Annotated in this window: 21 protein-coding genes; 9 read left to right on the forward strand and 12 right to left on the reverse strand. The window is 59.1% G+C overall.

From position 1 onward, the window contains the following. Window positions 1–24: 24 nt before the first annotated feature. Entirely contained in the window at window positions 25–1,833 is a 1,809-nt protein-coding gene (locus IAI51_RS05080) for a di-heme-cytochrome C peroxidase (protein ID WP_187677480.1), read from the reverse strand. Between the two features lie 270 nt (window positions 1,834–2,103). Here IAI51_RS05080 and IAI51_RS05085 point away from each other — a divergent pair, with 270 nt between their 5' ends. From IAI51_RS05085 to IAI51_RS05115, 7 genes are all read left to right on the forward strand, one after another. Further along, complete coding sequence (locus IAI51_RS05085) at window positions 2,104–2,820, forward strand: FKBP-type peptidyl-prolyl cis-trans isomerase (RefSeq protein ID WP_187677481.1); 717 nt, start codon at window positions 2,104–2,106, stop codon at window positions 2,818–2,820. Between the two features lie 292 nt (window positions 2,821–3,112). Beyond that, window positions 3,113–3,568, forward strand: a complete 456-nt coding sequence (locus IAI51_RS05090; RefSeq protein ID WP_187677482.1) for a YkvA family protein — start codon at window positions 3,113–3,115, stop codon at window positions 3,566–3,568. Between the two features lie 112 nt (window positions 3,569–3,680). After that, complete coding sequence (locus IAI51_RS05095; protein WP_187677483.1) at window positions 3,681–4,022, forward strand: helix-turn-helix transcriptional regulator; 342 nt, start codon at window positions 3,681–3,683, stop codon at window positions 4,020–4,022. Beyond that, the gene (locus IAI51_RS05100) at window positions 4,019–4,390 is read left to right on the forward strand and encodes a hypothetical protein (protein WP_003223109.1); all 372 of its coding nucleotides are present in this window, start codon (window positions 4,019–4,021) and stop codon (window positions 4,388–4,390) included. The genes IAI51_RS05095 and IAI51_RS05100 overlap by 4 nt, the downstream gene beginning before the upstream one ends. Continuing rightward, window positions 4,391–4,798 (forward strand): sel1 repeat family protein, encoded by a 408-nt coding sequence (locus IAI51_RS05105; RefSeq protein ID WP_187677484.1) that lies wholly within the window; start codon window positions 4,391–4,393, stop codon window positions 4,796–4,798. A gap of 238 nt (window positions 4,799–5,036) precedes the next feature. Continuing rightward, window positions 5,037–9,806 carry an RHS repeat-associated core domain-containing protein gene (locus IAI51_RS05110; protein WP_187677485.1) on the forward strand — a complete coding sequence of 1,590 codons (4,770 nt, stop codon included), beginning with the start codon at window positions 5,037–5,039 and terminating at the stop codon, window positions 9,804–9,806. Window positions 9,807–9,815: 9 nt separating this feature from the next. Beyond that, on the forward strand, window positions 9,816–10,232 hold the full coding sequence (locus IAI51_RS05115; RefSeq protein WP_187677486.1) for a hypothetical protein: 417 nt from the start codon (window positions 9,816–9,818) through the stop codon (window positions 10,230–10,232). A 45-nt stretch (window positions 10,233–10,277) separates the two neighbouring features. Here the strand turns inward: IAI51_RS05115 and IAI51_RS05120 are convergent, their stop codons facing one another. After that, entirely contained in the window at window positions 10,278–12,068 is a 1,791-nt protein-coding gene (locus tag IAI51_RS05120; protein ID WP_187677487.1) for a bifunctional diguanylate cyclase/phosphodiesterase, read from the reverse strand. Window positions 12,069–12,202: 134 nt separating this feature from the next. Next, window positions 12,203–14,287, reverse strand: a complete 2,085-nt coding sequence (locus IAI51_RS05125) for a carboxy terminal-processing peptidase (RefSeq protein ID WP_187677488.1) — start codon at window positions 14,285–14,287, stop codon at window positions 12,203–12,205. A gap of 138 nt (window positions 14,288–14,425) precedes the next feature. Here IAI51_RS05125 and IAI51_RS05130 point away from each other — a divergent pair, with 138 nt between their 5' ends. Next, window positions 14,426–15,388, forward strand: a complete 963-nt coding sequence (locus tag IAI51_RS05130) for a zinc-binding dehydrogenase (protein WP_187677489.1) — start codon at window positions 14,426–14,428, stop codon at window positions 15,386–15,388. Window positions 15,389–15,484: 96 nt separating this feature from the next. Here IAI51_RS05130 and IAI51_RS05135 read toward each other — a convergent pair whose 3' ends face one another. From IAI51_RS05135 to IAI51_RS05160, 6 genes are all read right to left on the reverse strand, one after another. Continuing rightward, the gene (locus tag IAI51_RS05135) at window positions 15,485–16,138 is read right to left on the reverse strand and encodes an HAD family hydrolase (RefSeq protein WP_187677490.1); all 654 of its coding nucleotides are present in this window, start codon (window positions 16,136–16,138) and stop codon (window positions 15,485–15,487) included. Between the two features lie 34 nt (window positions 16,139–16,172). Further along, entirely contained in the window at window positions 16,173–17,162 is a 990-nt protein-coding gene (locus IAI51_RS05140) for an ABC transporter ATP-binding protein (protein WP_187677491.1), read from the reverse strand. Then, on the reverse strand, window positions 17,159–17,959 hold the full coding sequence (locus IAI51_RS05145; protein WP_187677492.1) for an ABC transporter permease: 801 nt from the start codon (window positions 17,957–17,959) through the stop codon (window positions 17,159–17,161). Before IAI51_RS05145 ends, IAI51_RS05140 begins: the two co-directional genes overlap by 4 nt. After that, entirely contained in the window at window positions 17,946–18,782 is an 837-nt protein-coding gene (locus IAI51_RS05150) for an ABC transporter permease (protein WP_187677504.1), read from the reverse strand. Before IAI51_RS05150 ends, IAI51_RS05145 begins: the two co-directional genes overlap by 14 nt. A gap of 5 nt (window positions 18,783–18,787) precedes the next feature. After that, entirely contained in the window at window positions 18,788–19,594 is an 807-nt protein-coding gene (locus IAI51_RS05155) for an alkaline phosphatase family protein (protein WP_187677493.1), read from the reverse strand. A gap of 133 nt (window positions 19,595–19,727) precedes the next feature. After that, on the reverse strand, window positions 19,728–20,795 hold the full coding sequence (locus IAI51_RS05160) for an ABC transporter substrate-binding protein (RefSeq protein ID WP_187677494.1): 1,068 nt from the start codon (window positions 20,793–20,795) through the stop codon (window positions 19,728–19,730). 352 nt (window positions 20,796–21,147) lie between these two features. Here IAI51_RS05160 and IAI51_RS05165 point away from each other — a divergent pair, with 352 nt between their 5' ends. Further along, complete coding sequence (locus IAI51_RS05165) at window positions 21,148–21,861, forward strand: UTRA domain-containing protein (protein WP_187677495.1); 714 nt, start codon at window positions 21,148–21,150, stop codon at window positions 21,859–21,861. 399 nt (window positions 21,862–22,260) lie between these two features. Here IAI51_RS05165 and IAI51_RS05170 read toward each other — a convergent pair whose 3' ends face one another. The 3 genes from IAI51_RS05170 to IAI51_RS05180 all read right to left on the reverse strand — a co-directional run bounded on the left by IAI51_RS05170 (window position 22,261) and on the right by IAI51_RS05180 (window position 26,066). Beyond that, window positions 22,261–23,595: an amidohydrolase gene (locus IAI51_RS05170; protein ID WP_187677496.1), complete on the reverse strand. Its 1,335-nt coding sequence runs from the start codon at window positions 23,593–23,595 to the stop codon at window positions 22,261–22,263. A 63-nt stretch (window positions 23,596–23,658) separates the two neighbouring features. Continuing rightward, on the reverse strand, window positions 23,659–25,812 hold the full coding sequence (locus tag IAI51_RS05175; RefSeq protein ID WP_187677497.1) for a mechanosensitive ion channel domain-containing protein: 2,154 nt from the start codon (window positions 25,810–25,812) through the stop codon (window positions 23,659–23,661). A 77-nt stretch (window positions 25,813–25,889) separates the two neighbouring features. Then, entirely contained in the window at window positions 25,890–26,066 is a 177-nt protein-coding gene (locus IAI51_RS05180; RefSeq protein ID WP_187677498.1) for a hypothetical protein, read from the reverse strand. Window positions 26,067–26,191: the final 125 nt, after the last annotated feature.

Raw genomic sequence — 26,191 nt, forward strand, 5'->3', positions numbered from 1 at the left:
GCAATTCTTTCTTGAAGGTCGAGATCATGGCAATTGCGCCTCGAGCGGGCCGCCCAGAACTTTCAGGTATTCCAGCAATGCCCAGCGTTCTTCGGGCTGCAACAGCCGGCCGATAACGCCATTGCCGCGCTCGCCGGCGCGGAATTCATGGCCGCTGTTGTGGTTGCCGGTAACCCGCGTGTCGAACACAAAACCATTGGTGAAGGCTTCAGTGCGGTAGCCCAGATGTCGCGGGTCGTATTCGAAGGTGCCTTTATAGAAGGTGGTGGCGCGCTCATCCTGCGGCGACAGCAATTGATAAATGCTTGGCACCGAACCGTTGTGCAGAAACGGCGCGGTAGCCCAGATGCCGGCCAGTGGGCGCGCCTTGTAGGCGACTTTTTCGCGAACGCCGATCGGCAGACCAAAACCGTCGAGCCCGGGTTTCTCCTCAGGCGTCACCTTCGCCTCGCGATAAGCGCGGTTTTCGACGAATGCGGTGACGTAAGCCAAGCCTTTAGCCACTGACAACTGGCTCAGATCGAGCGGTTGCGTCGGTGTTGGATGCAGCTTTACGTCCATCTTTTCCAGCTCTTTCAGATCCCATTGCAGCGCCGTCAGGTCGAAGCGGTGGGTGGCGATGTTATTGGCGGCGTTCGGGTCGGTGCCGATGATATCCACGGGCACCATGCGCAAATGCTGCACCCAGCGTTCGCCTTCCTGGGTTTTGCGTGGGACGTGGCAAGCGGCGCAGTTCTCTGTAAACAGCGCGCGTCCCTTGGCTGCCTGCGATCTGTCGACGGTACCAAACAGAGCTTCCGGCCAAGCGGGTGGTTGTAGGCGTTGCAGGGTTTCTTCGATCTTGTGCAGGTCGCGTACACGGACGCTGGAGGCGTAACGGTCATCGCCTTGCAACGGCTGACCGTTGGCGTTGAAGAACTGCAGCGTGGCACCCACCCCCAATGCCTCGCCGATGTTGCGCGCCATCGGTTGTTGCGCCGAACCGTTCCACTGCACCCAGTCGAACGTCCACATATCCCATAGCTGCGGGTAGTCCACCGGCGCGTTGGCCACGCGATAGTTGGCGGGGGAGATGGCATCGCCGAACGTCGCGTTGGCAATCCGCCCGAAGGCATCGGCGCGGCCCGGGCCTTCCTCGGTGGGGTAGAGGCCGCGATGCGTGTCGTTCCACGCGACTTTCAGAAAGGTGTACAGCGAGCTTTTGAAATCCTTGCGCAATTGCTCGTGGCGGGCGTCGTAGTCATCGCCCAGCACCTGTTGGGCAAAGCGTTCGAATTTCCATGGGTTGAGGTAAGTCGAGGTCAGACTGGCGACCAATGCCTGTCCGAAACTGCCACCGCGCAGCGTAGGAACACTCGACGGCAGTACGTGCAGTGCCGAACCACCGTCAATGCGCAGGGCCTGGCCGTTGAAGCGCAGTTCACCGGTGTGGCAAGCGGCACAAGTTATGTCCAGATATTGCTCGGTGCTCCCGGGATTCTGGTGTCGCGCAAAGCCGACGGGCAGGTTGCCGGGATTGCCCGGCGTGGCTTTCTGTTGCGGATCGATGAGAAAACCGAAGCGCGCGAGGTATTCGGGGGCGGCGAAACGTTGCTGCGAAAAGGGCAACTCCAGCGCCTGAAACCACTCATAGCGCAGCCCTTTGACTTGCGTGCCCTGGGGCGTGAAGTAATAGGTCTGTCGTTCTACTTCCGCCCACTGATTCAGGTAATGCACCTGCTGCGCGGGGGTGTAGAAGGGCATTTTCGGATTGGCCACGTAGTACAAAACCACCGCAAGGACGAGTCCCAGCAGCACGACGACCAGAGCCAGCACGCGGAATAAAAGGCGCAAGATAAACATCCTTGTCGAATTGTTGCGCTGTTATGCCTGAGCATGACCCTGCGTGGCAAGTGGCCATTACGCCAGATGTTGGGGGAATGTAAGTCGGTCGTTGTCGCGACCAGATGACATAAGCTTCATCATGGCTTTGCCCAAATGCGTTTTAATCCCTGAACTTATCGCAGGTTTACTGCTCTCATGCCGGTAGCCATTGGTCGTGGCGGCCTGATAAGCTCGCGGCTTTACTCGATTGCCCTTTCGGCGCATGAACAAGGAAATAGCATGAAACAGCATCGGTTGGCGGCGGCGGTAGCCCTGGTTAGCCTGGTCCTCGCGGGTTGTGATTCGCAGACCAGCGTAGAGCTGAAAACCCCGGCGCAAAAAGCTTCCTACGGTATCGGCCTGAACATGGGCAAGAGCCTTGCTCAGGAAGGCATGGATGATCTGGACTCCAAAGCGGTAGCCCAGGGCATCGAAGATGCCGTCGGCAAGAAAGAACAGAAGCTGAAAGATGAAGAGCTGGTCGAAGCCTTCGCCGCGCTGCAAAAGCGTGCTGAAGAGCGTATGGCCAAGATGAGCGAAGAGTCGGCATCCGCTGGCAAGAAATTCCTCGAAGAAAATGGCAAGAAGGCTGGTGTGACCACTACCGCTTCGGGTCTGCAGTACGAAGTCGTCAAAAAGGCCGACGGCCCACAGCCTAAGCCGACTGACGTAGTGACCGTTCACTACACCGGCAAGCTGACCAACGGCACCGTATTCGATAGCTCCGTCGAGCGCGGCAGCCCGATCGATCTGCCAGTAAGCGGCGTGATCCCGGGTTGGGTTGAAGGTCTGCAATTGATGCACGTTGGTGAGAAGTACAAACTGTACATCCCTAGCGATCTGGCTTACGGCGCTCAATCGCCAAGCCCGGCAATCCCGGCCAACTCGGTTCTGGTTTTCGACCTGGAACTGATGGCCATCAAGGATCCAGCCAAAGAAGGCGCCGCGGCCAAGTAATTAGCCAAGGCTTCGACAAGAACGCCTCGCTTATGCGGGGCGTTGTTGCATCTGGACCTTGGCAAGGGTAAACAGAGCGAACCGATGGCGGTCGGGGGAGTCATAGCCTTTGAGGTTGCTCGCTAGACGCCCTCAGCCGCCAAGTCAATGAAATATTGGGTTTTTTTATGTGAGTAAAAAACGCCCGATCTGAGCGTAGCCCTTATGAAACGGGGCTTTCAGCGCTGAAATGCAGCTCTGTTCACAAGGTTATCCACAATTTGTGTGGATAACATTTCAACGGGAGGAATAGATGAAAGCTCCGTGGAATTTCGCTCGATTCCTGCCTCTGGCCGGCCGTCTGCTGGCTCGCGGTCGCCTGCCGACGCTGCTGTTTGCCGTGGCCAGCAAAGGCGCCGCGCAAGGCAATAGACTCGGCAAACTCAAAGATGATCTTCGTATGCTTCAGGCCTTGTGCCTGGCCTACTGGCGCGGTGAGTACCGGGCGATCAGCCCGAAAGCCTTGGTTTCGGTGGTGGCGGGGTTGATGTATTTCCTCAGCCCGGTGGATGCTATCCCGGATTTTATCCCGGTATTCGGCATGCTAGACGACATCGCCGTCCTCGCCTGGCTGATGAAAACCCTCGACGATGAACTCAACGCCTTCCGACTTTGGCGCAACCGCTTGCAACCGGAAAAACTGGCAGTCGTCGAACGTCTGCCCGATACCCCCGAGCAACTGCAACTCCAGGGCCCGAAAAAGCCCTGATTGTCGAAGTCCGCTTACAGATAGATACCCCCCGCGACCTTGGCCGCTGTTAGGATTACACTTCTAAGGAAAAGTGCCGACTCGCTAAGTGTTGTTGTCCTACGGGGTAGTCATGGATATTCAGATAATTGCACGCGATGGCGAACCCGAATATGCGGTTTTGCCATGGGCTCAGTATCAGTCTCTACTGAAAGCAGCAGGCATCAACGAAACACCGTCGCGGCAGGCGCCAGCGCCGCTCGCGGCAACACCAGACCCGATTCTTCCAGGTCTGGATCAACTACGCAGTTTGCGCGAAGGGAAGGGCATCGCCATCGAGGCGCTGGCCCGCACGGTAGGCATCAGCCCGTCTTATCTGGCCATGATCGAAAGTGGCGAGCGTCTGCCCGACGCCGCGATTCGCCGCAGTCTGGCCTGGGAGCTGACGGTGCCAGGGTGGAGGGAAGAATCGTGAGCGTACGCATCAGTCGTCAACATTGGGACGGATTGCTGGGGGAGCTGGATCAGGCGCGCAGGCAGCGCCATCTGTTGACCTATCGGGCCTTGCTCGAACGTTTGCAATTGCCGACACCGGCGATGCAAACCTTGACGGCCGCGTTGGAGCATCTGGCCGCGCTGGATGCCAAGGCCGAACAACCATTACGCAGTTCGCTGGTGATAAGTCAGGGCGCCAGTCGCCTGCCGCGTACCGGTTTTTTTGAATGCGTCGAGCGCCTGGGGCGTTTTTCCGGGCCGTCCGATGGCGTCGCCGCAGCGTCATGGCATGCTTCGGAGGTCGTCAGAGTCTTCGAATACGAATACCCGGAATCGGCGGAGGCCTGAGTGTTTTTACGACTCAAGGCGCGAGCCGGTTACTGGCTGGCTCGCCGGCTGTTTCACTGGTCGTGGTTTGTTCGCCAGCCCCGAGGCTGGCGCTGGCTTGAAGGCCAGTTTGCGCGTATGGCTACCCTCGGCGATGTCGGCGCGCAAAGCTTCTACGGCCACATCCTGACCTTTCGCGGTGTAGGGTTGGGAGCGCGTGAAGAGGGCGTGCGACTGTTGCGGCTGGCGGCACTGGCCGGCGATGGCAAAGCGGCTTATCAGGTCGGGGTGATCAGCCTGACGGGTACACCGAGCAAAGCGCCGGACCCTGCTGAGGCTGCACGCTGGTGGAGCATGGCCGCCAAGGCCGGGCATCCGTTGGCCGAGCATAAGTTGAAAGAGCTGAGTGCGCGGGATTCAACGCAGTAAGTCTATCTGTGTCCGCTCAATAAACGTGGCGTGAGGGAAACCTCACGCCACGTTTGCGTTTTCGCCTGCCTGTTTGTTTTTTTTGGATAGATTGAGGATTAGTCCTACATCTATTGCCTACTCGCCTGACTTCTTTCCTGATTGATCCCCCGCACAGTTCCCGCGCCTAATTTTTGCGCGAGGGAACGTTCATGCTCGACCCGGTCATTCAGTCCACCCCGCACACAAGCGTGCGTTGATGGAAGCCATCACCCGTATCGAGCAAGCACTCGACAGCTTCCCTGACACCCTCAGTCTCTACCGCGAGCAGCTCAAACACTGGGCCAGCCGTGCCGTCGACACAGTCAGCCATGCCGCCGATCTGCCGTCACTGATGGGCATGGAGCGGATCATCCGTTTCGGCGAAAGAAGTACCGCCGTCAGCAGCAGCGACGACCAGTTTTTCTCCAGCGTCGTGCAGTGCCCGAAGGGCGGGCTGATGCTGATCGAGAGCAAGTTCGAGTCGGTGTATGACATCCCGCTCGGCAACATCGTGGTCGATGTGGTGGCAGTGGATAGCGGCGAAACGACGCCCATCACTCTGGATGCTCAAGGCAAGGGGGAGTTCAAGGGCACAGAGGGCAAGTTCTACCGGGTGCAAGTGCACGGTGCTGTCAGCCCGGAACAGGTTGAAGATCTTTTTGAGTCCTACGATGGCCTGACCCTGGAACTGGATGATTGGCTGCGTAGCGAATGGCAGGGGTTCAAGCCGCAGTGGTCGCAGTCGGTGGCGACGGCGGCGGGCAACGGCATGCTGGCCGGGAGCTGGGCGGCGATCGAGGGGGTGTGGGACAGCATTGGATTGTTGTCGGAGATTCTCCAGGATCCGGGCAAGTTTGCCCAACGGTTGGGAAGTGGCGCAACTGATCTGATCAATCTGGCAGCTACCGCGCCTGAGGTGATGGAGCAGCTTCAACTGCTGGTCAGTGACGAGGCGGCCCTGTGTTTGCTGCTACGCACGGCGAGTCTCTGGCTGGAGATGTTGCCGCCCAGTGAGATCGCCGGCAAAACTGCTGAAGCGGCGTCGATGATGATCGTGCAATTGCTGATCGATGTGCTGATCAGCGTTGTGCTGACTTTCGCCAGCGGCGGCGCAGGGATCGCGTATCTGACGCTGCGTCTGGCAGATCGCGCGGCTCAATTGCTGTCAGCGGTGACGCGGTTGGTGAAGGCGCTGTTTGCCATCGTCAACGGCTTCATCAAGTACGTTGATCAATACAAAACCGTTGCCGCGCGCGGCATAGCGGCCGGCGTGAAAAAAGGCCGGATGCAACTGCGCTGGAATGCCAAGCGCAACGCCTCGCTGAAGAAAGACGAACCTCACGACGATAAGCCCGATCAGGCTAAAAACCCCAACGGCGACAGCGCCGATTGTGTGCCGAGTACCTGCACCAACGGCTGCCCGGTGTCGATGGTTACCGGCGAGGAACTGCTGACCCTGACTGATGGCACGCTCAATGGATTGCTGTCGTTTGAGTTCACCCGGTTGTATCGCACCAGTGCCGCCGAAATCGATGTCGGGCTGGGGTTTGGCTGGAGCCATTCGCTGGCGCATCGGCTGGAGTTTGAGGGCGATTTTGTTGTTTGGGTGGATCACGAAAATCGGCGCACGCGGTTTCCGTTACCGAGTGTCGAGCGGCCGGCGATTCACAACAGTCTGTCGCGGGCGGCGATTTTTCTCGGGGATGAGCCGGAGGAACTGATTCTTGCGCTGGCGGGGGACACGGCGCGGTTTTATCACTTTCGGGCCGGGCGGCTGACGGCGGTCAGTGATGGGTATGGCAATCGTCTGCGCATCTCTCGGGATCGTCAGGATCGTATTGAGCGGCTGGATAACGGGGCGGGTCGATCGTTATTACTGCGCTACGACCGCCAGCATTTGGTGGCCGTCGATTACCAAACGTTTTGTGATGGTGGCTGGCACACAGAACAAACCCTCGTCAGTTATCGCTACGACGCTTATCAACACCTGATCGAAGCGTGTAACGCTGTTGGCGACAGCGAGCGTTACGACTACGACGATCAGCACGTCATCCTCCAGCGTCAGTTGACCGGTGGCGCGAGTTTCTTCTGGGAGTGGGAACGCTCAGGCAAGGCTGCCCGATGCGTGCGGCACTGGGCGTCGTTCTCGCAGATGGACACCCGCTACGTCTGGAATGACAACGGCAGCGTCGCGGTGCATTACGTCGATGGCACCGAAGAAACCTACGTCCACGACGACCGTGCGCGGCTGGTGCGCAAGGTCGAGGCCGACGGTGGCGAGCACCTCAAGGCCTACGACGACGCGGGGCGGTTGATCGCCGAGCAGGATCCCCTCGGCGCCGTCACCGAATACCGCTACGACGACGTCGGACGCCTGATTGCGCTGCTTCCACCGGACGACGAGCCGACGTCCTACGAATACCGCAACGGTTTCCTGCACAGCCGCTCTCGCGGCGAGGCGGTGTGGACGTACCGGCGCAATGCCCAGGGTGATGTTACCGAAGCGGTTGATCCCGACGGTCAGGTCACGCATTACCACTACGATGCGCGTGGGCAGTTGCTGTCGATCCGCTATCCGGACACCAGTCGGCATGTGCTGGTCTGGAACGCTCTCGGCCAGTTGGTCGAAGAAACCCTGCCCGATGGCGGTGTGCGGCGCTTTTCCTACGATGCGCTGGGGCGACGGAGCACGACTCAGGACGAACACGGTGCGCTCACGCGTCAGCACTGGGACGCCGTGGGCCGTCTGGTGCAGACGACGTTTCCTACAGGCGCGACGCGCGCCTACAGCTACGGCGCCTACGGTCAGGTCACCGCCGAACGCGACGAACTCGGCCGCATCACTCGCTTCGAATATGACGACGATCTGCATCTGGTCTCGCGCCGGATCAACCCCGACGGTACGCGGGTGCAGTATCGCTACGACCATGCGCAGCTGCGGCTGACGGAAATCGAAAACGAGTCCGGCGAAAAGTACCGACTGGACTACACGCCGACCGGACTGATCCGACAGGAAACCGGCTTCGACGGCCGGCGCACGAGCTACGCCTATGACCTCAATGGTCATCTGCTGGAAAAGACCGAATTCGGCGATGACGGCTCGACGTTGGTCACCGGATACGAGCGCGATGCCGCCGGCCGCCTGCTGGTCAAAACCCTGCCCGACGGGATCAAGGTCGAATACCGCTATGACCGCCTCGGCCGACTGACCGGCGTCGACGACGGTCAGAAGCATCCCCTGGCCTTCGAATACGATTTGCAGGACCGGCTGATCACCGAGCACCAGGGCTGGGGCACTTTGCGTTACGCCTACGACGCCTGCGGCCAGCTCAAACGCATGCGCCTGCCGGACAACAGCAAACTCGATTACCACCACGCCAAGGGCGGTGCGCTCAGAGCCATCGACCTCAACGGCGCGTCACTGACCCGCCACGTCTATCAGTCAGGACGCGAGCAACAACGCCAGCAAGGCCTGCTGCTCAGCGAATACACCTACGACGATCAGGGTCGCTTGCTCGCCCATGCCGTAGGCCATCAGCACGATTCGCTGTATCGCCGCGACTATGCCTACAGCGCCAACGGTAATCTCGAGCACATCGCCGACACACGCCACGGCCAACGCACCTACGGCTATGACGCTCTCGACCGTTTGATCCGCGTGCGCCACTCGCGCGACGAACTGCCGGAATCCTTCGCCCACGACCCGGCCGGCAACCTGCTGATGCAGGACCGGCCCGGCCCGACGCAGATCAAAGGCAACCGCCTGCTGATGCAGGGCGACCGCCACTACGACTACGACGCCTTCGGGAACCTGATCCGCGAACGCCGCGGCACCGCGCAGAAACTCGTCACCGAATACCGCTACGACTGCCAACACCGCCTCATCGGCCTGACCCGCCCCGACGGCAAAACCGCCAGTTACCGCTACGACGCCTTCAACCGGCGCATCAGCAAAACCGTCGACGGCGCCACCACCGAGTTCTTCTGGCAAGGCGATCACCTCGTCGCCGAAAGCAGCCAAACCCACCACCGCAGCTACGTCTACGAACCCGGCACCTTCCGCCCGCTGGCGCTGCTCGACGGCAAAGGCCCGAAGCGCGCCTGCCCGTTCTACTACCAACTCGACCACCTCGGCACCCCACAGGAACTTACCGACTACAGCGGCGAAATCGTCTGGTCGGCGCAATACGACGCCTACGGCAAAGTCGCCGCGCTGACCCTCGCCGCCGAGGAATACCTCGACCAGCCACTGCGGTTTCAGGGGCAGTATTTCGATGGGGAGAGCGGGCTGCATTACAACCGGCACCGGTATTACGACCCACGGCTGGGCCGGTATCTGACGCCGGACCCGATCAAGTTGGCGGGTGGGTTGAATCAGTACCAGTACGTGCCGAATCCGACGGGGTGGGTGGATCCGCTGGGGTTGAGTTCGAACTGTCCGCCGCCGAAGAAGCCGGGTTGTACGGTGCCCGATGGGGTGGGTGGTTCGGTTGTTGATGAAGGCGAGCCGCAGCTGCCGCGAATGACAGCGCAGGAACGGCGGGCGAAGATTGATGAGTTGGCAGAGGCGAATGCGAAGAGGCGAGTGAATGAATACGAGTCTTTGTACCAAATGCATACTGTCGCTAAACATAATCCGGAAATTCCGGATCACGCGCTCAAGCAAAGAGCCATTGATGGCAGTCATCCCACAATAAGTGGAGTACGGGAGAGGGTAAATTCGAGCTCTCAGTTCAAGAGTTGGCGGCTACAGCTCCATGCTATCAATGATGCTGTTTCCAGAATGAGCCGAACCCCTCCTGCTCCTACAGGATTTACACCACAGGGGGACCCGGTGGTGAGGAAAGAGATGCCCAATGGTGGCAGAGGATATAAGCCAAATAGAAGAGATCAACAAAATCCACGATATGTAGATGAGTTGAATTATTCTGAAGTGCGGTTTCGCAGACAAAATATTAATAGCCCTTACACAGCTTTCCCGGATTAGGAGTGTTTTATGTTGATGTCGCCTGGAGTGAATCTTCCGTTTACTCCCCAGCTTTCTTATTGGCTTGGTGGGATAGGAACCTATGATCTGGAGGAAACATTGGGGGCGGCCCTATCTATTTACGACCCCAATGACGCATTCGATAGAGAGGTTGTTATAAGGAAGTTTATTTTAGATGGCTTTTTTGGATATACGTATAGACATAAATTTTTGATGGTTAAAATTCTTGAAGAAGCTTTGAGTTCGCCATGTTTTGATTTTTCAAAATTATTTGAAGATGACTATGACTCGAATACATGTGTTGCGTGGGATGAAACGATGGTAGACGATCCGCGTGGCTTTTTTGAAGATATATATAGATTGGCAGTTGAGCAATGGCATGAGGAACTAAAAAAAGCACGTGCGGAGAATCAGTCGTCTTGGTAGGTCGAGGGCAAGCATGCTCCCACAGGGTTTTTGTTGTTTGAGGAGTCAGCGCTGGCCGATGGCCTGCGGCGAATGGACGTCTGTGGGAATAAGGCTATCCAGCAAATGCACGCTATACCCCGGAACATTCTTCGCATGATGCTTCGCCTGCGATGCCATTTCCGCAAGTTGGCCGGCGTCGAGTTGCGCGCAAGCTTCGGGATGCAAATGCACTACGCCGATGGACAGTGACAACAATGGGAATTCCTGGCGAATGCCTTGGCGGTTGGGGGCGATGAAGCAGCCGGCTTCGAGGTGTTCGGGGCGGTAGAAGCGACGGCATTGGCTTTGGAAGTCGTCGAGCAACTGGTTGAGGCGTTTGCGCCAGTCTTCGGGGCCGAGGACGAGGAGGAAGTCGTCGCCGCCGATGTGGCCGACGAAGTCGCGGGAGGGGTCGACGCGTTCGTTGAGGCACTGCGCCAGACACAGCAGGACTTCGTCGCCGCGGCCGTAGCCGTAGATGTCGTTGAAGGGTTTGAAGCTGTCGATGTCGACGTAGCAGATGATTGATTCGCGGGCCTGTTGCAGCAGGCGCGTCAGGCATTGCTGGATCGGCACGTTGCCGGGTAGTAGGGTCAGCGGGTTGGCGTAGCGGGCTTGCTGGATTTTCAGTTCGGTGATCAGTTTGAGCACGTCGATCACCCGACCGAGGCCGAGATAGCTGCCGTTGAGGGTGATGATGAAGTCTTCTTCGATCCGCTGACGGGCGCGGCTGGTGATCAGGCGACTGACCTGTTGCAGCGACTGGCTCATTTCCACAGCGAGGAAGTCGTCGTTCATCAGGCGGCTGATGGGTTTGCGCGCGAACAGGTCGGTGGCGAACGGTTTTAGCAGGGCATCCGAGAGAGAGTGGCGGTGGACGATGCCGCAAGGTTGGCCTTGTTCATCGAGTACTGCCAGTGAGTTGAGGTTGGCCTGGCGGCGGAAGGCTTCCAGCACGGTGGCGGTCGGCGTATCGCGTGGCACGGCGGGTTGGTCATTGAGAAGGGCGCTGAGGTCGCTGCCTTCGTCGTTCAGGGCCACGGTGCTGCTGTCGTGTTTAGGCATCAGGGCGCGTGCGTCACGGGGTGGCTGTTCCTGGGGGCGACCCAGCAAGTAACCCTGCACCAAGTCAACGCCCATTTCGGTGAGCACCGCCAGTTCTTCCGGCAGTTCGATGCCTTCGGCAATGACTTGCGCCCGGGAGGCTTTGGCAATCTGCAGGATCGAGCCGACGAATTCTCGCTTCAATGCATCCTGATGAATGCCATCAATGAAATGCCGGTCGATCTTCACGTAGTCCGGACGCAGCTCTGACCAAAGGCGCAGGCTCGAATACCCGGCGCCGAGGTCATCCAGGGCAATCGAAAAACCCATCGCTCGATAATGATGTAGAGCCGTTTGCAGCAACTGGAAGTCGTCGATTGGCGTCTGTTCAGTGAGTTCGATCACTACCTGACTCGGCGGGATGCCGAAGTCTTGCAGCAATTGCAGTGTCCGCCCTGGCTGATGCGCCGCTTCGAGCAAGGACTCCGGCGAGACGTTGAGAAACAGTTTGCCCGGCAGTTGCTGTTCGTTAAATCGACGGCAAGCGCTCTGGCGGCAGGCGATTTCCAGTTCGCTCAAGCGTCCGGCCTGACGCGCCACCGCGAACAGCGCGATGGGCGAGTGCAGAGGGCTATTGGACGGGCCGCGAGTCAGAGCTTCGTAACCGAGAATACGTCGCTCAGAGAGGCAGATGATCGGCTGGAACAGGCTGTGTAAACCGCTTTGAGTCAGTATCGAGCTCAAGGCACTCAGCTGTTCGGTCGTGGTCATGGCAATCTCTGGCGATAAAAAAAGGACTGGGAGCGCTCTCGATGAAGAGAGTGGCTCCCAGTCCTTTATTGCACGACAGAATGATGACTGTTTGATGACGATCCGGGGATCGTCAGCATTAAATTGCCATCACCTTACTTCTTGGCCACCTGATTGCTCAGTTTCAGGTAATCCAGCAGAACGCGCCCGGTTTCGCTCAGGTAGGCATCGTCTTCCGGTTTTACCTTGTCCTGCTCGGCTGCCGCGAGGGCGTCTTCGTCTTCTTTCTTCAGCTCTTTGAGCGGTTCTTCGCCCTTGGCCTTGCGACGGAGGTTCTCCATCACCAGTTGCTTGGCGTCGATGCTGGCGTGCTGGGCACGACGATCCGCTTCATTGAGGCTGACGGTTTTTTCTTCCATCAGCTTCTGCGCCAGTGCCAGCTTGTCGCGGATGAACACGAACTCGGCATCCTTGGCGGTGCGAGTGTCATGCTCGGACTTGAGCTGTGCCAGGAACGGCTTGAACGGATCGGCCGCAGGTTTGATTGCGGCCTTGATGGTGTCCCACGGCATGGCTTCCGGCAAAGCACTCTCACCGATTTCCTTGGTGTCGATCAGCGACGGGTAGTCGATGTCCGGCAACACGCCCTGATGCTGGGTGCTCTGACCGGAAACCCGGTAGAACTTGGCCAGGGTCAGTTTCAGTTCGCCATGGTTCAGCGGCTGAATGGTCTGCACGGTGCCTTTGCCGAAGGTCTGGCCACCGATGATCAGCGCGCGGTGATAGTCCTGCATGGCGCCGGCGAAGATCTCCGACGCCGAGGCGGACAGGCGGTTGACCAGCAGCGCCATCGGGCCTTTGTAGAACGCACCCGGGTTTTCATCTTCCAGCACGTCGACGCGGCCATCGGCGTTACGCACGAGTACGGTCGGGCCTTTGTCGATGAACAGGCTGGTCAGCTCGGTGGCTTCCTGCAGAGAACCGCCGCCGTTATTGCGCAGGTCGATGACCACGCCGTCGACTTTGTCTTTCTGCAACTCGGTCAGCAGTTTCTTGACGTCGCGAGTGGTGCTCTTGTAGTCCGGATCACCGGCACGGAACGCCTTGAAGTCGAGGTAGAAGGCCGGGATCTCGATGACGCCGAGTTTGTAGTCCTTACCGTCCTGCTTCAGGTTCAGTACGGATTTTTTCACGGCCTGATCTTCAAGCTTCACCGCTTCGCGGGTGATCGGCACAATCTTGGTGGTCTGGTCGTTCGGCGCATTGCTGGCCGGAATCACTTCCAGGCGCACCACGGTGCCTTTCGGGCCGCGGATCAGCTTGACCACTTCGTCCAGACGCCAGCCGACCACGTCGACCATCTCTTTGTTGCCTTGGGCAACACCGATGATCTTGTCGGCAGGGGCGACCTGTTTGGTCTTGTCGGCAGGGCCGGCAGGCACCAGACGCACGACTTTCACCTGATCGTTGTCGCTCTGCAACACAGCGCCGATGCCCTCGAGGGACAGGCTCATGTTGATGTCGAAGTTTTCCGCGTTATCCGGTGACAGATAGTTGGTGTGCGGATCGTAGGACATGGCGAAGGTGTTGATGTACGCCTGGAAGATATCTTCCGGACGGGTCTGATCCAGGCGCGACAATTGGTTCTTGTAGCGCTTGGTCAGGGTTTCCTGGATCTGCTTCGGCTCTTTGCCGGCGATCTTCATCCGCAGCACTTCGTCCTTGACGCGTTTGCGCCACAGGTCGTCAAGATCGGCGGTGGATTTGAGCCAAGGGGCGTCCTTGCGATCGATCAGCAAGGTTTCCTTGGTGGTGAAGTCCATCTTGTCGACGCCTTTGTTCAGCTCGGCAAGGGCGAAGTCCAGACGCGCCTTGACGCGATCCAGATAGCGCTTGTAGATGGTGAACCCGGCGTTGAGGTCGCCGCTTTTGAGGAAGTCGTCGAACTGGGTCTTCCACTTGTCGAATTCGGCGATGTCGCTGGCCATGAAATAGCTGCGCGACGGATCCAGCAGCTTGAGGTAGCTGTCGTAGATGATCACCGAGCGCGCATCGTCGAGCGGCGGCTTGCTGTAGTGGTGACGCTTGAGCAACTCGACGACGTTCAGGCTGGCGATGACTTCATCGCGATCAGGCTGCAATTTGTCCCAGCTGTTGGCTGCGAATGTATTGCCCGACACCGGCAACAGGCCGATGCCGATGAAAAGAGCGAGGGCGGTGCTGGGGAGCAAATGCTTCATGCTGATTCGACGCGGGGACAATTGATAACGCATATTAGGCCGTCTTTGAAGTCGCCGGTTCTACGAGAGCCGGTCGCATAATGCAAAAAGCCCGGCGCTACAGCTTCGGGCTCAGTCCAGACTCACTATGGAGGCACTGTGAAGGCATTGCAAGGCGTGGAAGGTCAAGTGGCATGGGTTGAAGAGCCGAGTCCTACGTGTGATGTAGGACAAGTCCGCATCCGAGTGGCGGCAGCCGGCCTCAATCGCGCCGATTTATTACAGAAAGCAGGGCTTTATCCGCCGCCCCCGGGTGCCAGCCAAGTCCTCGGTCTTGAGTGCTCCGGGGTGATCAGCGAGGTCGGTGCGGGCAGTTCGTGGCACGTCGGCGACCGGGTCTGCGCCTTGCTGGCCGGGGGTGGCATGGCCGAAGAGGTGGTCGTCGACGGGCGGCACGTGCTGCCGGTTCCCGAAGGCGTGTCGCTGATCGAGGCGGCGGCATTACCCGAGGTTTATGCAACGGTCTGGCTGAATGTGTTTCAGCTTGCGGCGCTCAAACCGGGTGAGAAAGTTCTCTTGCACGCCGGGGCAAGTGGAATTGGTTCAGCCGCTATTCAGCTGTGCAAGGCGTTCGGCAACCCGTGCTGGGTCAGCGTCGGCTCGACCGAGCGTTTGGCTTACTGTGAAGCATTGGGAGCCCAGGGCGGCGTAGTGCGTACGGATGATCTGGAAAGCCTGCGCGACTTCGGCCCGTTCGATGTGATTCTCGATCCGGTCGGCGGCAACTACTCGGCGCTCAATCTCAAGCTCATGGCGCTGGATGGGCGTTGGGTATTGATCGGTTTGATGGGGGGGCGTGAGGCGAAGCTGGATCTGGCCCAGGTGTTGGCCAAGCGCGTGCAATTGCTGGGTTCTACGCTGCGCAGTCGTGACGATCAGTTCAAGGCCGATCTGTTCAGTGACCTGAGTCAGCATGTGTGGCCGTTGTTTGCCGAAGGACGCTTGAGTCCGCAGTTGGCCAAGGCTTTCCCGGTGAAAGACGCCGAGGCGGCATTTGCCGAGCTGGCGAGCAATACCGTTTCCGGAAAACTGGTGTTGGTGATTGACGACAGCCTGAGCTGAAAGAAAGGCCAGATCAAAAGATCGCAGCCTTCGGCAGCTCCTACAGTGGAATGTGTACACCCTGTGGGAGCTGCCGGAGGCTGCGATCTTTTGCTTTTATTTCCAGAGATGGATCGGCCAGCCGGCCTTTTCGGCATGTTCAAGCAGCACCGGATCCGGATTGACCACGTGCGGGAAATCCACCTTCAGCAACAACGGCAGGTCATTGCGTGAGTCGGAATAGAAACTCGCGCCCTCCAGGTTTTCCTCTTCAGCATCCAGCCACTCAAGCAAGCGGGTGATCTTGCCTTCGCGGTAAGTCAGGGTGCCGACGGTATGGCCGCTGTACACGCCATGCGCGACTTCCAGTTCGATGCCGAGGACTTCGTCGATGCCCAACCGATCGGCAATCGGCTTGACCAGATGCGTGCCCGATGCCGAGATCACCAGAATCCGGTCCCCGGCCTTGCGGTGGGCGGCGATGGTTTTGGTCGCGTCGCTGAAGATGATCGGTTCGATGAAGTCTTCAACCCACGGGCCGACCAAGTGCTCGACTTCTTCTGGGGTACGGCCGATCAGTGGTTCGAGGCTGAAGTCCATGTAGTCTTCCATGCGCAATTTGCCATGGCTGTAGGCATCCATCAGCTCGTTGTTTTTGCGCATGTACGATTCGGGGTCGACCCAGCCCAAACGGCCCATCTGCTCGCTCCAGAGGGTGGCGCAGTCGCCGTGGATGAGGGTTTCGTCCAGATCAAAAATTGCCAGGGCCATCAGTGCAGTTCTCTCTTCAACGTCAGCAAAGTCATCAGGCTACCTCACACAGGGCCGTCGGATCGATGGAAAGTGCCAGACGCTGACCGTCGGGGTGCAGATCGGCGGCCGAACGGTTGAGCACATCCACCACCAACTCTACGCCGCGCGCTTCGACGCGATAGCGGATGACGTTGCCGAGCAGGCTGTGGCTGCGGATCTGTGCGTCGAGTTCGCCGTTCAGGCTCAGTTCGATGGCTTCCGGGCGAATGGCAATGCGGTGGTTGATCGGGCGCTGCAACAGCTTCGACGCGTCGTCTGCATCGAGCAGGTTGTAGTTGCCGATGAAGCCGGCGGCGAACACATCGACAGGCGCGGTGTACAGGGTTTCGGCGTCGCCGCTCTGTACGATTTTCCCCTGATTCATCAGGAAAATCCGGTCAGACATGGTCAGCGCTTCTTCCTGATCGTGGGTGACGAAGATCGTGGTCAGGCCGAGTTCCCGCTGGATCTGACGGATCTGTTCGCGCAGGTGCTTGCGAATCCGTGCATCGAGGGCCGACAGCGGCTCATCCAGCAGCAATAGGCGCGGACGAGTCACCAGCGAACGGGCGAGGGCAACGCGCTGGCATTGGCCGCCGGAAAGCTGATGGGGATAGCGACTGGCGAAGTCGTTCAGTTCAACCAGTTTCAACACTTCGGCAACGCGTTTATGGCTGTCGTCGGCATTGACCTTTTGCATGCGCAGACCGAAGGCGACGTTCTGTTCGACGGTCATGTTGGGAAACAGCGCGTAGCTTTGGAACACCATGCCGATGCCACGTTTCTGCGGGCTCAGCGGCACGATGTCGACGCCATCGAGCAGGATCTTGCCGCCATCGACCGGCGTCAGCCCGGCGATGCAACGTAGCAGGGTGGATTTGCCGCAACCGGACGGGCCGAGCAGGGTGACGAATTCGCCCTTGTTTATTTCGCAGTCGATGTCGCTGAACACCGTGGTGCCAGCGTAGTTTTTTTGAAGATGTTGGACGCTGACATAGCTCATTCGCTTTTGTCCTTGTTCAGAATGTTGGCGATCCAGGTCAGGACCAGCACGAATAAGAAGTAGGAGATGACCAGCGCACTGGTGAAGTGGCCGCTGCTGTTGCGCATGTTGTTCAGATAAACCTGCAGGGTTTCGTAGCGGGTGCCGACGAGGATGTTGGCGAAGACGAACTCACCGAACAGGAACGAGAACGACAGCAGCAACGCCACCATCAGGCCTTTGCGCAGGTTCGGCAGCACCAACAGAATTGCTGCCTGAAAGGTGCTCGCGCCGAGCAGTTGGGCGGCGTCCATCAGGTCGCGCAGATTGATCGCTTGAAGGTTGTTGGTGATCGCCCGGTACATGAACGGCAGCGCCACGGTGAAGTAGCAACCGATCAGAATCCACGGCGTACCAACCATCGCCATTGGCCCGGAACCGTAGAGCTGCAACAGGCCGACCGACGACACCACTGGCGGCACCGCGAAGGGCAGCAGGATCAGGATGTTCATCAGCGCATCGAGTTTGGGGAAGTGGTAATGCACCACAAACAGCAGCGGCAGGATCAGCACCACCGACAGCACCAACGCGCCGACGCACACCAGCAATGACTGGCCGAAGGCGTGCAGGAAGCGTGGATCGCTCCACAACTGGATGTACCACTTGAAGGTAAAGCCGCTGGGCAGAATGGTCGCCGACCAACTGCTGGCGATTGAGTAAATCAGTGTGCCCACAAGCGGTGCCAAGAGGATGGCGAACAGCAGGTAGACCACGACGCGGTGGTAGAGGCCGGCCGGGCCGGATTCAACGCGAGACATGGTAGCTCCTCTTCAACAGCAGTTGATGCACGACGGTCACGATGGTCATCAGCGCCACCAGCACCACGGCCAGCGCACTGGCCAGATTCGGATCCAGGGAGATATCGCCGGAGACCATCGCCGCGATGCGGATCGGCAGCACGTTGAAGTTGCCGGTGGTCAGTGCATACACCGTGGCGTAGGCGCCGAGGGCGTTGGCCAGCAGGATCACGAACGTGCCGAGCAGCGCGGGGGTCAAGACCGGCAGACCGATGTGCCGCCAGAACTGCCAGCCGTTGGCTCCGAGCAATTCGGCGGACTCGCGCCAGTCTTCGCGCAAGGCATCGAAGGCCGGGTAGAGCAACAACACGCCGAGGGGGATCTGGAAGTAGGTGTAAAGGATGATCAACCCGGTTTTCGAGTACAGGTTGAAGTCCTCGATGATCCCGGCCTGCTTCAACATGATGGTGATGCTGCCGTTGAAACCGAGCAGGATGATGAACGCGAAGGCCAGAGGCACGCCGGCAAAGTTGCTGGTCATGTTGGCGAAGGCATTCACGAAGTTGCGCAGTTTCGAGTCGACCCGGCGCAGGGAGTACGCACCGAGCACGGCGATGATGATGCCGAATACACTCGACCAGAAACTGATTTCCAGGCTGTACTGGATCGCCTGTCGGTAGAACTTCGAACTGAAGATCTTGCTGAAGTTTTCCAGGCCCCAACCAGACTCTTCCGATTGCAGGCTGTTGATCATCACCCAGATCAGCGGGGCGATTTCAAACACGATAAAGAACAGTGCGAAGGGCACCAGGCACAGTGCCGCCAGCCATTTGCCGCGAGTCATGGCATTCACTTGAGCAGCTCCCGGCACACAGGTTTGTCATGGGGCACGCCGAGCAGTTCGCAGACCGTGCCGCAGATTTCGGTCTGCTTCGGTGCAGCGTCTGCGTTGAGGCTGAAGGCGTCGCCGAGAACAAACAGCGGCACCTGGCGTTCTTCCGGCAGCAGGCCGTTGTGCGAGCGGTCGTTGTTCATGCCGTGATCGGCGGTCACCAGTACCTGATAACCGGCGTCGAGCCAGGCCTGTAAGTAGTCAGCGAGGATGATGTCGGCGAAACGCGCGCTGTTGCGGTATTGCGGGGTGTCGAGGCCGTGCTTGTGGCCGGCGTCGTCGATGTTCATCGGGTGAATCAGCAGGAAGTCAGGCGTGTGCCGCAGGCGCAGGTTTTCGGCGTCGGCGAACAGGTGTGAATCCGGGTAGTGATCGTTCCAGTAGAAGTGGCCGTGCTGGATCGGCAGTGATGGATCGTCAGTGTGGCGGTCGCGGGCGGCCACAAACGGCGAGCGGTTATACAACTCGCTGACCCAGTGATAGGCCGCCGCGGCAGTTTTCAGGCCGGCGTCACGCGCGTAGTGATAGATGCTGCGCTGGTTGGACAGGCGCGAGACGTCGTTGTGAACGATTCCGCTGTCGATCGGCGGCACGCCGGTGAGGATGCATTCGTAAAGTGGTCGGGACAGGGCGGGCAACTCGCACTCCAGTTTGTAGAGTGCGGCGCGTCCTGCGCCAACGTAAGCCTGCAGATGCCCCATGGCGTGACGCGCGACTTCGTAGTTGAGGCCGTCGAGCACGACAAGGATGACGTTGTGCTTCATAGGGGCGGTGACTCCGAAAACAAGGCTAGGACCGAACGTTGTAGGAGCTGGCGAAGCCTGCGATCTTTTGACTTTGCCTTTCAAGAGCAAGATCAAAAGATCGCAGCCTGCGGCAGCTCCTACAGATGAAGGATTACTTCATCTCTACGATGACTTCTTCGTTCCACTTCTGTGGCAGGCCTTTGGAGGTTTTCTCCCACGCATCGGCGTCCTTGATCGGCGTGACCTTTTTGTACTGCTCGTTCGGCAGCAGTTTGGCTTTCACGTCTTCCGGCAGTTGCAGGTGTTCGGCGCGGATCGGGCGGGCGTTACCGCGAGCGAGGTTGGTCTGGCCGGCGTCGCTGAAGATGTATTCGCGGGTCAGCTTGGCGGCGTTCGGGTTCTTCGCGTATTTGTTGATGATGGTGGTGTAGCCGGAAATCACCGAACCGTCAGACGGGATCAGCACCACGTAGTCATCCGGGTTGGCCATCTTGGCCTTGTAGCTCAGGCCGTTGAAGTCCCAGACCACGCCGACTTCGATCTCGCCTTTTTCCATGGTGGCGATGGTCGGGTTGGCCATCGACAGGCGACCTTGCTTGGCGATGTCTGCGAACAGCAGCAGGGCAGGCTGGATATTCTTCTCGTCGCCACCGTTGGCCAGCGCTGCGGCCAGAACGCCGTTGGCAGCTTGCGCAGCGGTGCTCACGTCACCGATGGAAACCTTGTATTTGCCGCCCTTGAGGTCAGCCCATTTGGTCGGTACTTCGGAACCGTGCAGCAGCTTCTTGTTGACGATGAAGGCGATGGTGCCGGTGTAGGCCAGTGCCCAGTTGCCGTCCTTGTCTTTAGCCCAGTCCGGGATCTGGTCCCAGGTGCTTGGCTTGTACGGTTGCACCACGCCTTGCTTGACCGCGATCGGGCCGAAGGCGGCACCGACGTCGCCGATATCGGCGCTGGCATTATCTTTTTCCGCAGCGAATTTGGCGATTTCCTGGGCCGAGCTCATGTCGGTGTCGATGTGTTTCAGACCGTATTTTTTCGCGAGGTCTTCCCAGGTGCCTTTCCAGTTGGCCCAGTCATCGGGCATGCCGACGCTGTTGACGGCGCCTTCCGCTTTCGCAGCGGCTTCGAGGGTTTTCAGATCAGTGTCGGCCGCCATAGCGGCGGTGCACATTGCAATGGTCGAGCCTAACAGTGTTGCCAGGAAAAGCTGTTTCATTCCGAAGCTCCTTGGTCGTGTTCAACGCTGCGATTGCGGTTTGTGTTGGTCTAGGTCAGCAATACCTGAGCCAATTTAAGGGGGCTGGATGACACTTTCATGTCGGTGGCCTTGCTTCAGGCCTTTTATTTGCCCGGTATCGGCGGCTGCCAGATAAGCGTAGACCATGCTCAAAGCCCCGTCGGGCAAGGGACTTGGCCGATGTATTGCAAGTCGTTAAGGCGACCGTTGAGCAGGTTTGTCATCTGTTGGTCATCTGCACTGCCTAGGCTTGCAACACTCGTTAACGGCTTGCAGGTCGTTCGGTTTTTGCCCTGAAACAGTGCTGGTCTAGTCCAGGTAGGTAACGTTGATGCGCGATGAGGCAACAAAAGCGGTGACAGCGATTGGCCAGGTGTTGCAGGAGCAACTTGACCACGGGCTATTGGCGCCCGGCAGCAAGTTGCCGGCCGAGCGCAAGCTCAGTGAGTTGTTTGGCACGACGCGGATTACTGTGCGTGAGGCGTTGTTGCAGTTGGAGGCGCAGGGGCAGATTTATCGTGAGGAGCGGCGGGGCTGGTTCGTTTCGCCACCGCGTCTGGCCTACAACCTGATGCAGCGCAGTCACTTTCACGCGATGGTCAGTGCGCAGGGGCGGGTGCCTTCGACCGAGGTGATTTCGGCTCGACTGCAACCGGCTTCGGCGGCGGTGTGTGCATGGTTGCAGTTGCCGGCGTTGTCGAGTGTGATTCAGATTTGTCGGTCGCGGCGGATTGATGGGCGGTTGGTGCTTTATGTAGAGCACTATTTGAATCCGCAGTATTTCCCGGGGATTTTAGAGTTTGATTTGAATCAGTCGATTACTGAGTTGTATGCGCGGCATTACGATTTGCACTATGGGCGGGTGCGGTTTGAGATTGTGCCTACGTCGTTGTCGGTGGATGCGGCGGCGGCTTTACGGGTGTCGGTGGGGAGTCCGGGGTTGCGGATTGCTCGGGTCAATTATGATCAGCATGAGCGGTTGATTGATTGTGATCTGGAGTTTTGGCGGCATGATGCGATTCATGTCGGGGTCGATGTCGTTTGATCGGTTGGGTGAATATCCGTTGCTGCGGTGATGGCTTCTTATGGTTTCGCCCTGACGGTCGACTCCCTTTGGCAAACGCCCCAAAGGAAGCAAAGGTCTTTACCCTGACGTTCGGCCCTCGCCGTGGCTCGGGTACCTTCGCTCCGGGATTGATCCGGGCGCATCGCTTCCGGTTTGCTTCGCTGCACCTCCTTTCGATGTGTTCGACTTCGTCGAACGGTCGCTGCGCTCCCACCCCCGGATCAATCCCTCCACTCAGCCTGCCGACGGGCCTTCAGATCAAAAGCTGCAGCCGAGCTAACGCTCATTCTGTTGAGTGGTGAAGAGCGGATGCGCTCGGCTTTGCTTTTCTGTGGGAGCGAGCTTGCTCGCGAAGGCGCCCCCACAGTCACTCCATCTCTATTTTGCTGCCCCAGCATTGGCATACAAATAATCCGTCGCCAACGATGCCAGTGTCCTCACGCCAACCACCAACGCCGACTCATCCACAAAGAACCCCGGATTGTGATTCGGCGCGGCCTTGCTTATGTCTTGGTCTCGCGGAGTCACGCCGAGAAACACAAACAGCCCCGGCACTTCCTTGGCAAAGAACGAGAAGTCCTCTGCGCCACCCACCAGCGGTGCATTCACCACGTCATCCTTGGCCGCCCACTTCAATGTCGGCAGCATTTTTTCGGTCAGTGCCGGGTTGTTGATGGTCGGGTCGTATTTTTCGATGATGGTGACGTCGGCTTTCGCACCACCGCTTTCGGCGATTTTCTCGACGGTCTGGCGTACGTCCGCATGCAGTTTCTGGCGGATGCCGTAGTCGTAGGAGCGGATGGTGCCGGTCATGTCGACGGATTCGGGAATGATGTTGTAACGGGTGCCGCCGTTGATGGTGCCGATGCTGACGACAGACGGGAAAGATGAAATGTCGGTACGGCGGCTGACCACGGTTTGCAGGCCGACGATGGTTTGGGCGCCGACGGTGATCGGGTCGATGCCGTCCCAGGGGCGGCCGGCGTGGGTTTGTTTGCCGAGGATTTTGATGCGCAGGTCGTCAGAGCTGGCGAGGGTGGCGCCTGGGCGGTAGGCGATCTGGCCGGCCGGGACGCCGGCCCAGACGTGCAGGCCGAAAACGGCGTCGGGTTTGGGGGATTTCATCACGCCTTCTTCGACCATCATTTTCGCGCCCCAGGTGTTCTTTCCATCGGGGATGAAGTCGCTCGGGCCTTCTTCGGCAGGCTGGAAATAAAACACCACGGTGCCGGGCAGAGTGTCGCGCATGCCTGTGAGAATTTTCGCCGTGCTCAGCAGGATCGCGGTGTGGGCGTCGTGGCCGCAGGCGTGCATCACGTCGACTTCTTTGTCGAGGTAGGTGCCTTTGGCTTTCGAGGCGAATGGCAGGTCGGCGACTTCCTTGACCGGCAGCGCGTCCATGTCGGCGCGCAGGGCCACGGTCGGACCGGGCAGGGCGCCTTTGAGGACTGCAACGACGCCGGTGCGGGCGACGCCGGTTTTCACCTCAAGACCCATGGCTTTCAGTTGTTTGGCGACCAATTCGGACGTGCGTTTTTCCGTGTTGCCCAGTTCCGGGTGGGCGTGGATGTCGCGACGGGTTTCCAGCAGTTCGGGCTCAAGTGCCTTGGCCTGCGTGGCGATTTGTTCGCGGGTGCTGTCCATCGTGGCAGCCCCGGCGTGGCCGGCGAACAAGGTGAACAGAACGGCTTGGGCAATACGTGTGAGCTGCATCGGGTTTCTCCTTGTTTATTGTTCTTGGCTTCCTGCCTGTGATCCGAACGTCGTGCCTAAGTGCTATTCCTTCGGCTGGCCACCACCGGCGGTGATCACTTGCACGCTCATGCGTGGCGTCGCCAGATCGAGCCCGGCTTCGTCCAGGTGACGTTTGAGCGACAGGTTGAAGGCTCGGGAAACTTCCCACTGCTTGATCGGTGCGGTCTTGAAGCGCGCGCGCAGAATCGCGCTGCCGGATTCGAAACTCTCTACACCCTGAATCTCCAGCGGCGACCAGATGTTGCGGCGTTGCAACGGATCAGTGCGCATTTTCTGGCCGACGTCGCGCATCAGTTTGATCGCGTCATCGATTTCCATGTTGTACGGCACCGCCACGCGGAAGATCGCGTAGCCGAATTCCCGCGAGTAGTTCTTGATGCTTTTGATTTCGCTGAACGGGATGGTGTGGACGATGCCGTCGATGTCGCGCAGGCGCACGGTTCGGATGGTCAGGCCTTCGACGGTGCCGAGGTGGCCGCCGACGTCGACGTAATCGTCGATGGCCAGCGAGTCCTCAATGATGATGAACAGGCCTGTGATCAAGTCCGCCACCAGCGACTGTGCACCGAAACCGATAGCCAGACCGATCACACCGGCACCGGCCAGCAGTGGCGTGACGTTCATGCCCATGTTCGCCAGGGCGACGATCAGCGCGATGATGAAAATCGCCACGAACAGCACGTTGCGGATCAGCGGCATCATGGTTTGCGCCCGCGCATTGGCCAGGCCTTTGCGCGAGCGGGTGAGTGCGTGGTGCACGGCGGTGTCGGCGAGGATCCAGATCAGCCAGGAGAAAACCAGTGTGCCGATCAGGCTGAACAGTTTGACGCTGACGTCATGCCCTTCGCCTTCGGCAAAACCGATCAGCGACTGGCCCCACACGCGCAGGCCGAGTTCGATGAACACCAGCCACACCAGCAAATGCGCGAGGGTATAGAAGAAGTTTTTCAGGCGCTCGGAATAGAGCGCGTGGCGTTTTGACCCGCGTTGCGGTTTCAGCGAGTGCCTGCGCACGAGGCCGTTGATAACCATGCACAACACCAACAATACGGTGCAGATCAGCGACTGGCGTAGCGCGGTGCTGGTGTCGCCGGCGGAGACGAAGGTGGCGAACAGCGAGATGCCGACCAGCACCAGCGCTGGTACGTACCAGAAGGTGCCGAGGATTTCGATGGTGTCGCTGAGGGCTCGGCGGGTCAGGCGTCGGGACAACGGCTGGTTGCGGATCAGGTGGGCGATCGGCCGGCGGAATCGCAGGATGAACAGCCCGGTCGACAGCGCAGCGAGAACATTGGCGATGGTCGCGGCGGTGTGCGCCAGATGCACGCCGAGGCTCTCGATCAGGCGCGGGTCGTTCAGCGCCTCCCCGAAGGCGGCGAAGCTGCCGATCAGCCACAACGGCCGAAACGCCTGATGGCGCAGGATGTACAACGCGCGATGGCGGTGGGGGCCGTCGAGCAGGGAAAAAGCGATCACGCAGATCGCCGAGAAGCAGGTGCCGACCACCAGCGCGTAGGCCAGCACCATCGCCAGGCTTTTGCCCAGAGACGACGGCAACGCATAACTCATGTAGACGGTGATCACCAACGCGATCAACCACGGCCCGAGCTTGCGCAATGCGAAGCGCAGCATGTCGACGGCCCTGGGGTGTTGCGGCAGTTCTTCAGTGAGTCCGAAGCGCATGCGCACCCGGTGACTGACCCAGATCAGCGCGGCGGCAAGCAGGCTCCAGACCATGAGAATCATGGCGAAGCCGAAAATGATCGGCAGCCATTCACTGGTCGGGAGCATCAGCGCTTTCAGTTCATCTTTGGCCAGATCGAATTCGTTGGACCAGCGAGTGACCGGGCTGCCAGCTCCGGAAAACTGCTTCTCGAAATTGGCCAGGGTGCCGCCAATCAACCCGAGCACGCCTTCTTCGGGAGAGGCCTGGGCTTTTTTCGTGGCATCGCGCAGTTTCTTCAGATCGGTCAGCAACTGTGCACGTTGCTTGTCGTTTTCCAGCGACTTGATGACTTCATCGAGGGACTGGCCCAACGGTTCCTGGGCTTCTGGCTGCGTCTTGGTGGTGTTGAGCAGGCCCGGCAGACCGACCGCGTGGGCGGGCGCCATGGGCAGCAGCGTCATCAGGCAGATGAGGAACAGGCAGGGTAGAGCAAAAAGACGAGCAAACACTAGGCGGTCAACCTCGCAAGGGGCGGATTCGCTGGAGTGTACGAGGCCGCATTAATCAATGCGAGCCGGGCGCGGATTTATTCGTTGAGTTTGGCGAGGATCTTGTAGACCACGGTGGCGAGTATCGTCAGCATGCCGATCCACATGGCGAACACCCCGGCGTTCTTGTTGCGGAAGTTGAAGCCGACGGCCAGCAGGACCATTCCGCTCAGGATGGGAATGAGCATGGCGTGGAAGGAGGACATCGAGATCATGGTGACTGCCTTGTCGGAAGGGATGATTTGAGTCTAGGTCGGTTTCCACCTGTAGGAGCTGCCGCAGGCTGCGATCTTTTGATCCTGTTTTTGATTTATAAAACACAAGATCAAAAGATCGCAGC

Source organism: Pseudomonas sp. N40(2020) (assembly GCF_014472415.1).
Lineage (GTDB): Bacteria > Pseudomonadota > Gammaproteobacteria > Pseudomonadales > Pseudomonadaceae > Aquipseudomonas.

Bases quoted from the DNA above. Each gene is read 5' to 3' on its own strand.
- IAI51_RS05125 (WP_187677488.1), bottom strand. From the start codon at position 14,287: ATGAAGCATTTGCTCCCCAGCACCGCCCTCGCTCTTTTCATCGGCATC.
- IAI51_RS05090 (WP_187677482.1), top strand. From the start codon at position 3,113: ATGAAAGCTCCGTGGAATTTCGCTCGATTCCTGCCTCTGGCCGGCCGT.
- IAI51_RS05145 (WP_187677492.1), bottom strand. From the start codon at position 17,959: ATGTCTCGCGTTGAATCCGGCCCGGCCGGCCTCTACCACCGCGTCGTG.
- IAI51_RS05110 (WP_187677485.1), top strand. From the start codon at position 5,037: ATGGAAGCCATCACCCGTATCGAGCAAGCACTCGACAGCTTCCCTGAC.
- IAI51_RS05140 (WP_187677491.1), bottom strand. From the start codon at position 17,162: ATGAGCTATGTCAGCGTCCAACATCTTCAAAAAAACTACGCTGGCACC.
- IAI51_RS05170 (WP_187677496.1), bottom strand. From the start codon at position 23,595: ATGCAGCTCACACGTATTGCCCAAGCCGTTCTGTTCACCTTGTTCGCC.
- IAI51_RS05180 (WP_187677498.1), bottom strand. From the start codon at position 26,066: ATGATCTCGATGTCCTCCTTCCACGCCATGCTCATTCCCATCCTGAGC.
- IAI51_RS05165 (WP_187677495.1), top strand. From the start codon at position 21,148: ATGCGCGATGAGGCAACAAAAGCGGTGACAGCGATTGGCCAGGTGTTG.
- IAI51_RS05150 (WP_187677504.1), bottom strand. From the start codon at position 18,782: ATGACTCGCGGCAAATGGCTGGCGGCACTGTGCCTGGTGCCCTTCGCA.
- IAI51_RS05085 (WP_187677481.1), top strand. From the start codon at position 2,104: ATGAAACAGCATCGGTTGGCGGCGGCGGTAGCCCTGGTTAGCCTGGTC.
- IAI51_RS05120 (WP_187677487.1), bottom strand. From the start codon at position 12,068: ATGACCACGACCGAACAGCTGAGTGCCTTGAGCTCGATACTGACTCAA.
- IAI51_RS05115 (WP_187677486.1), top strand. From the start codon at position 9,816: ATGTTGATGTCGCCTGGAGTGAATCTTCCGTTTACTCCCCAGCTTTCT.
- IAI51_RS05160 (WP_187677494.1), bottom strand. From the start codon at position 20,795: ATGAAACAGCTTTTCCTGGCAACACTGTTAGGCTCGACCATTGCAATG.
- IAI51_RS05135 (WP_187677490.1), bottom strand. From the start codon at position 16,138: ATGGCCCTGGCAATTTTTGATCTGGACGAAACCCTCATCCACGGCGAC.
- IAI51_RS05095 (WP_187677483.1), top strand. From the start codon at position 3,681: ATGGATATTCAGATAATTGCACGCGATGGCGAACCCGAATATGCGGTT.
- IAI51_RS05155 (WP_187677493.1), bottom strand. From the start codon at position 19,594: ATGAAGCACAACGTCATCCTTGTCGTGCTCGACGGCCTCAACTACGAA.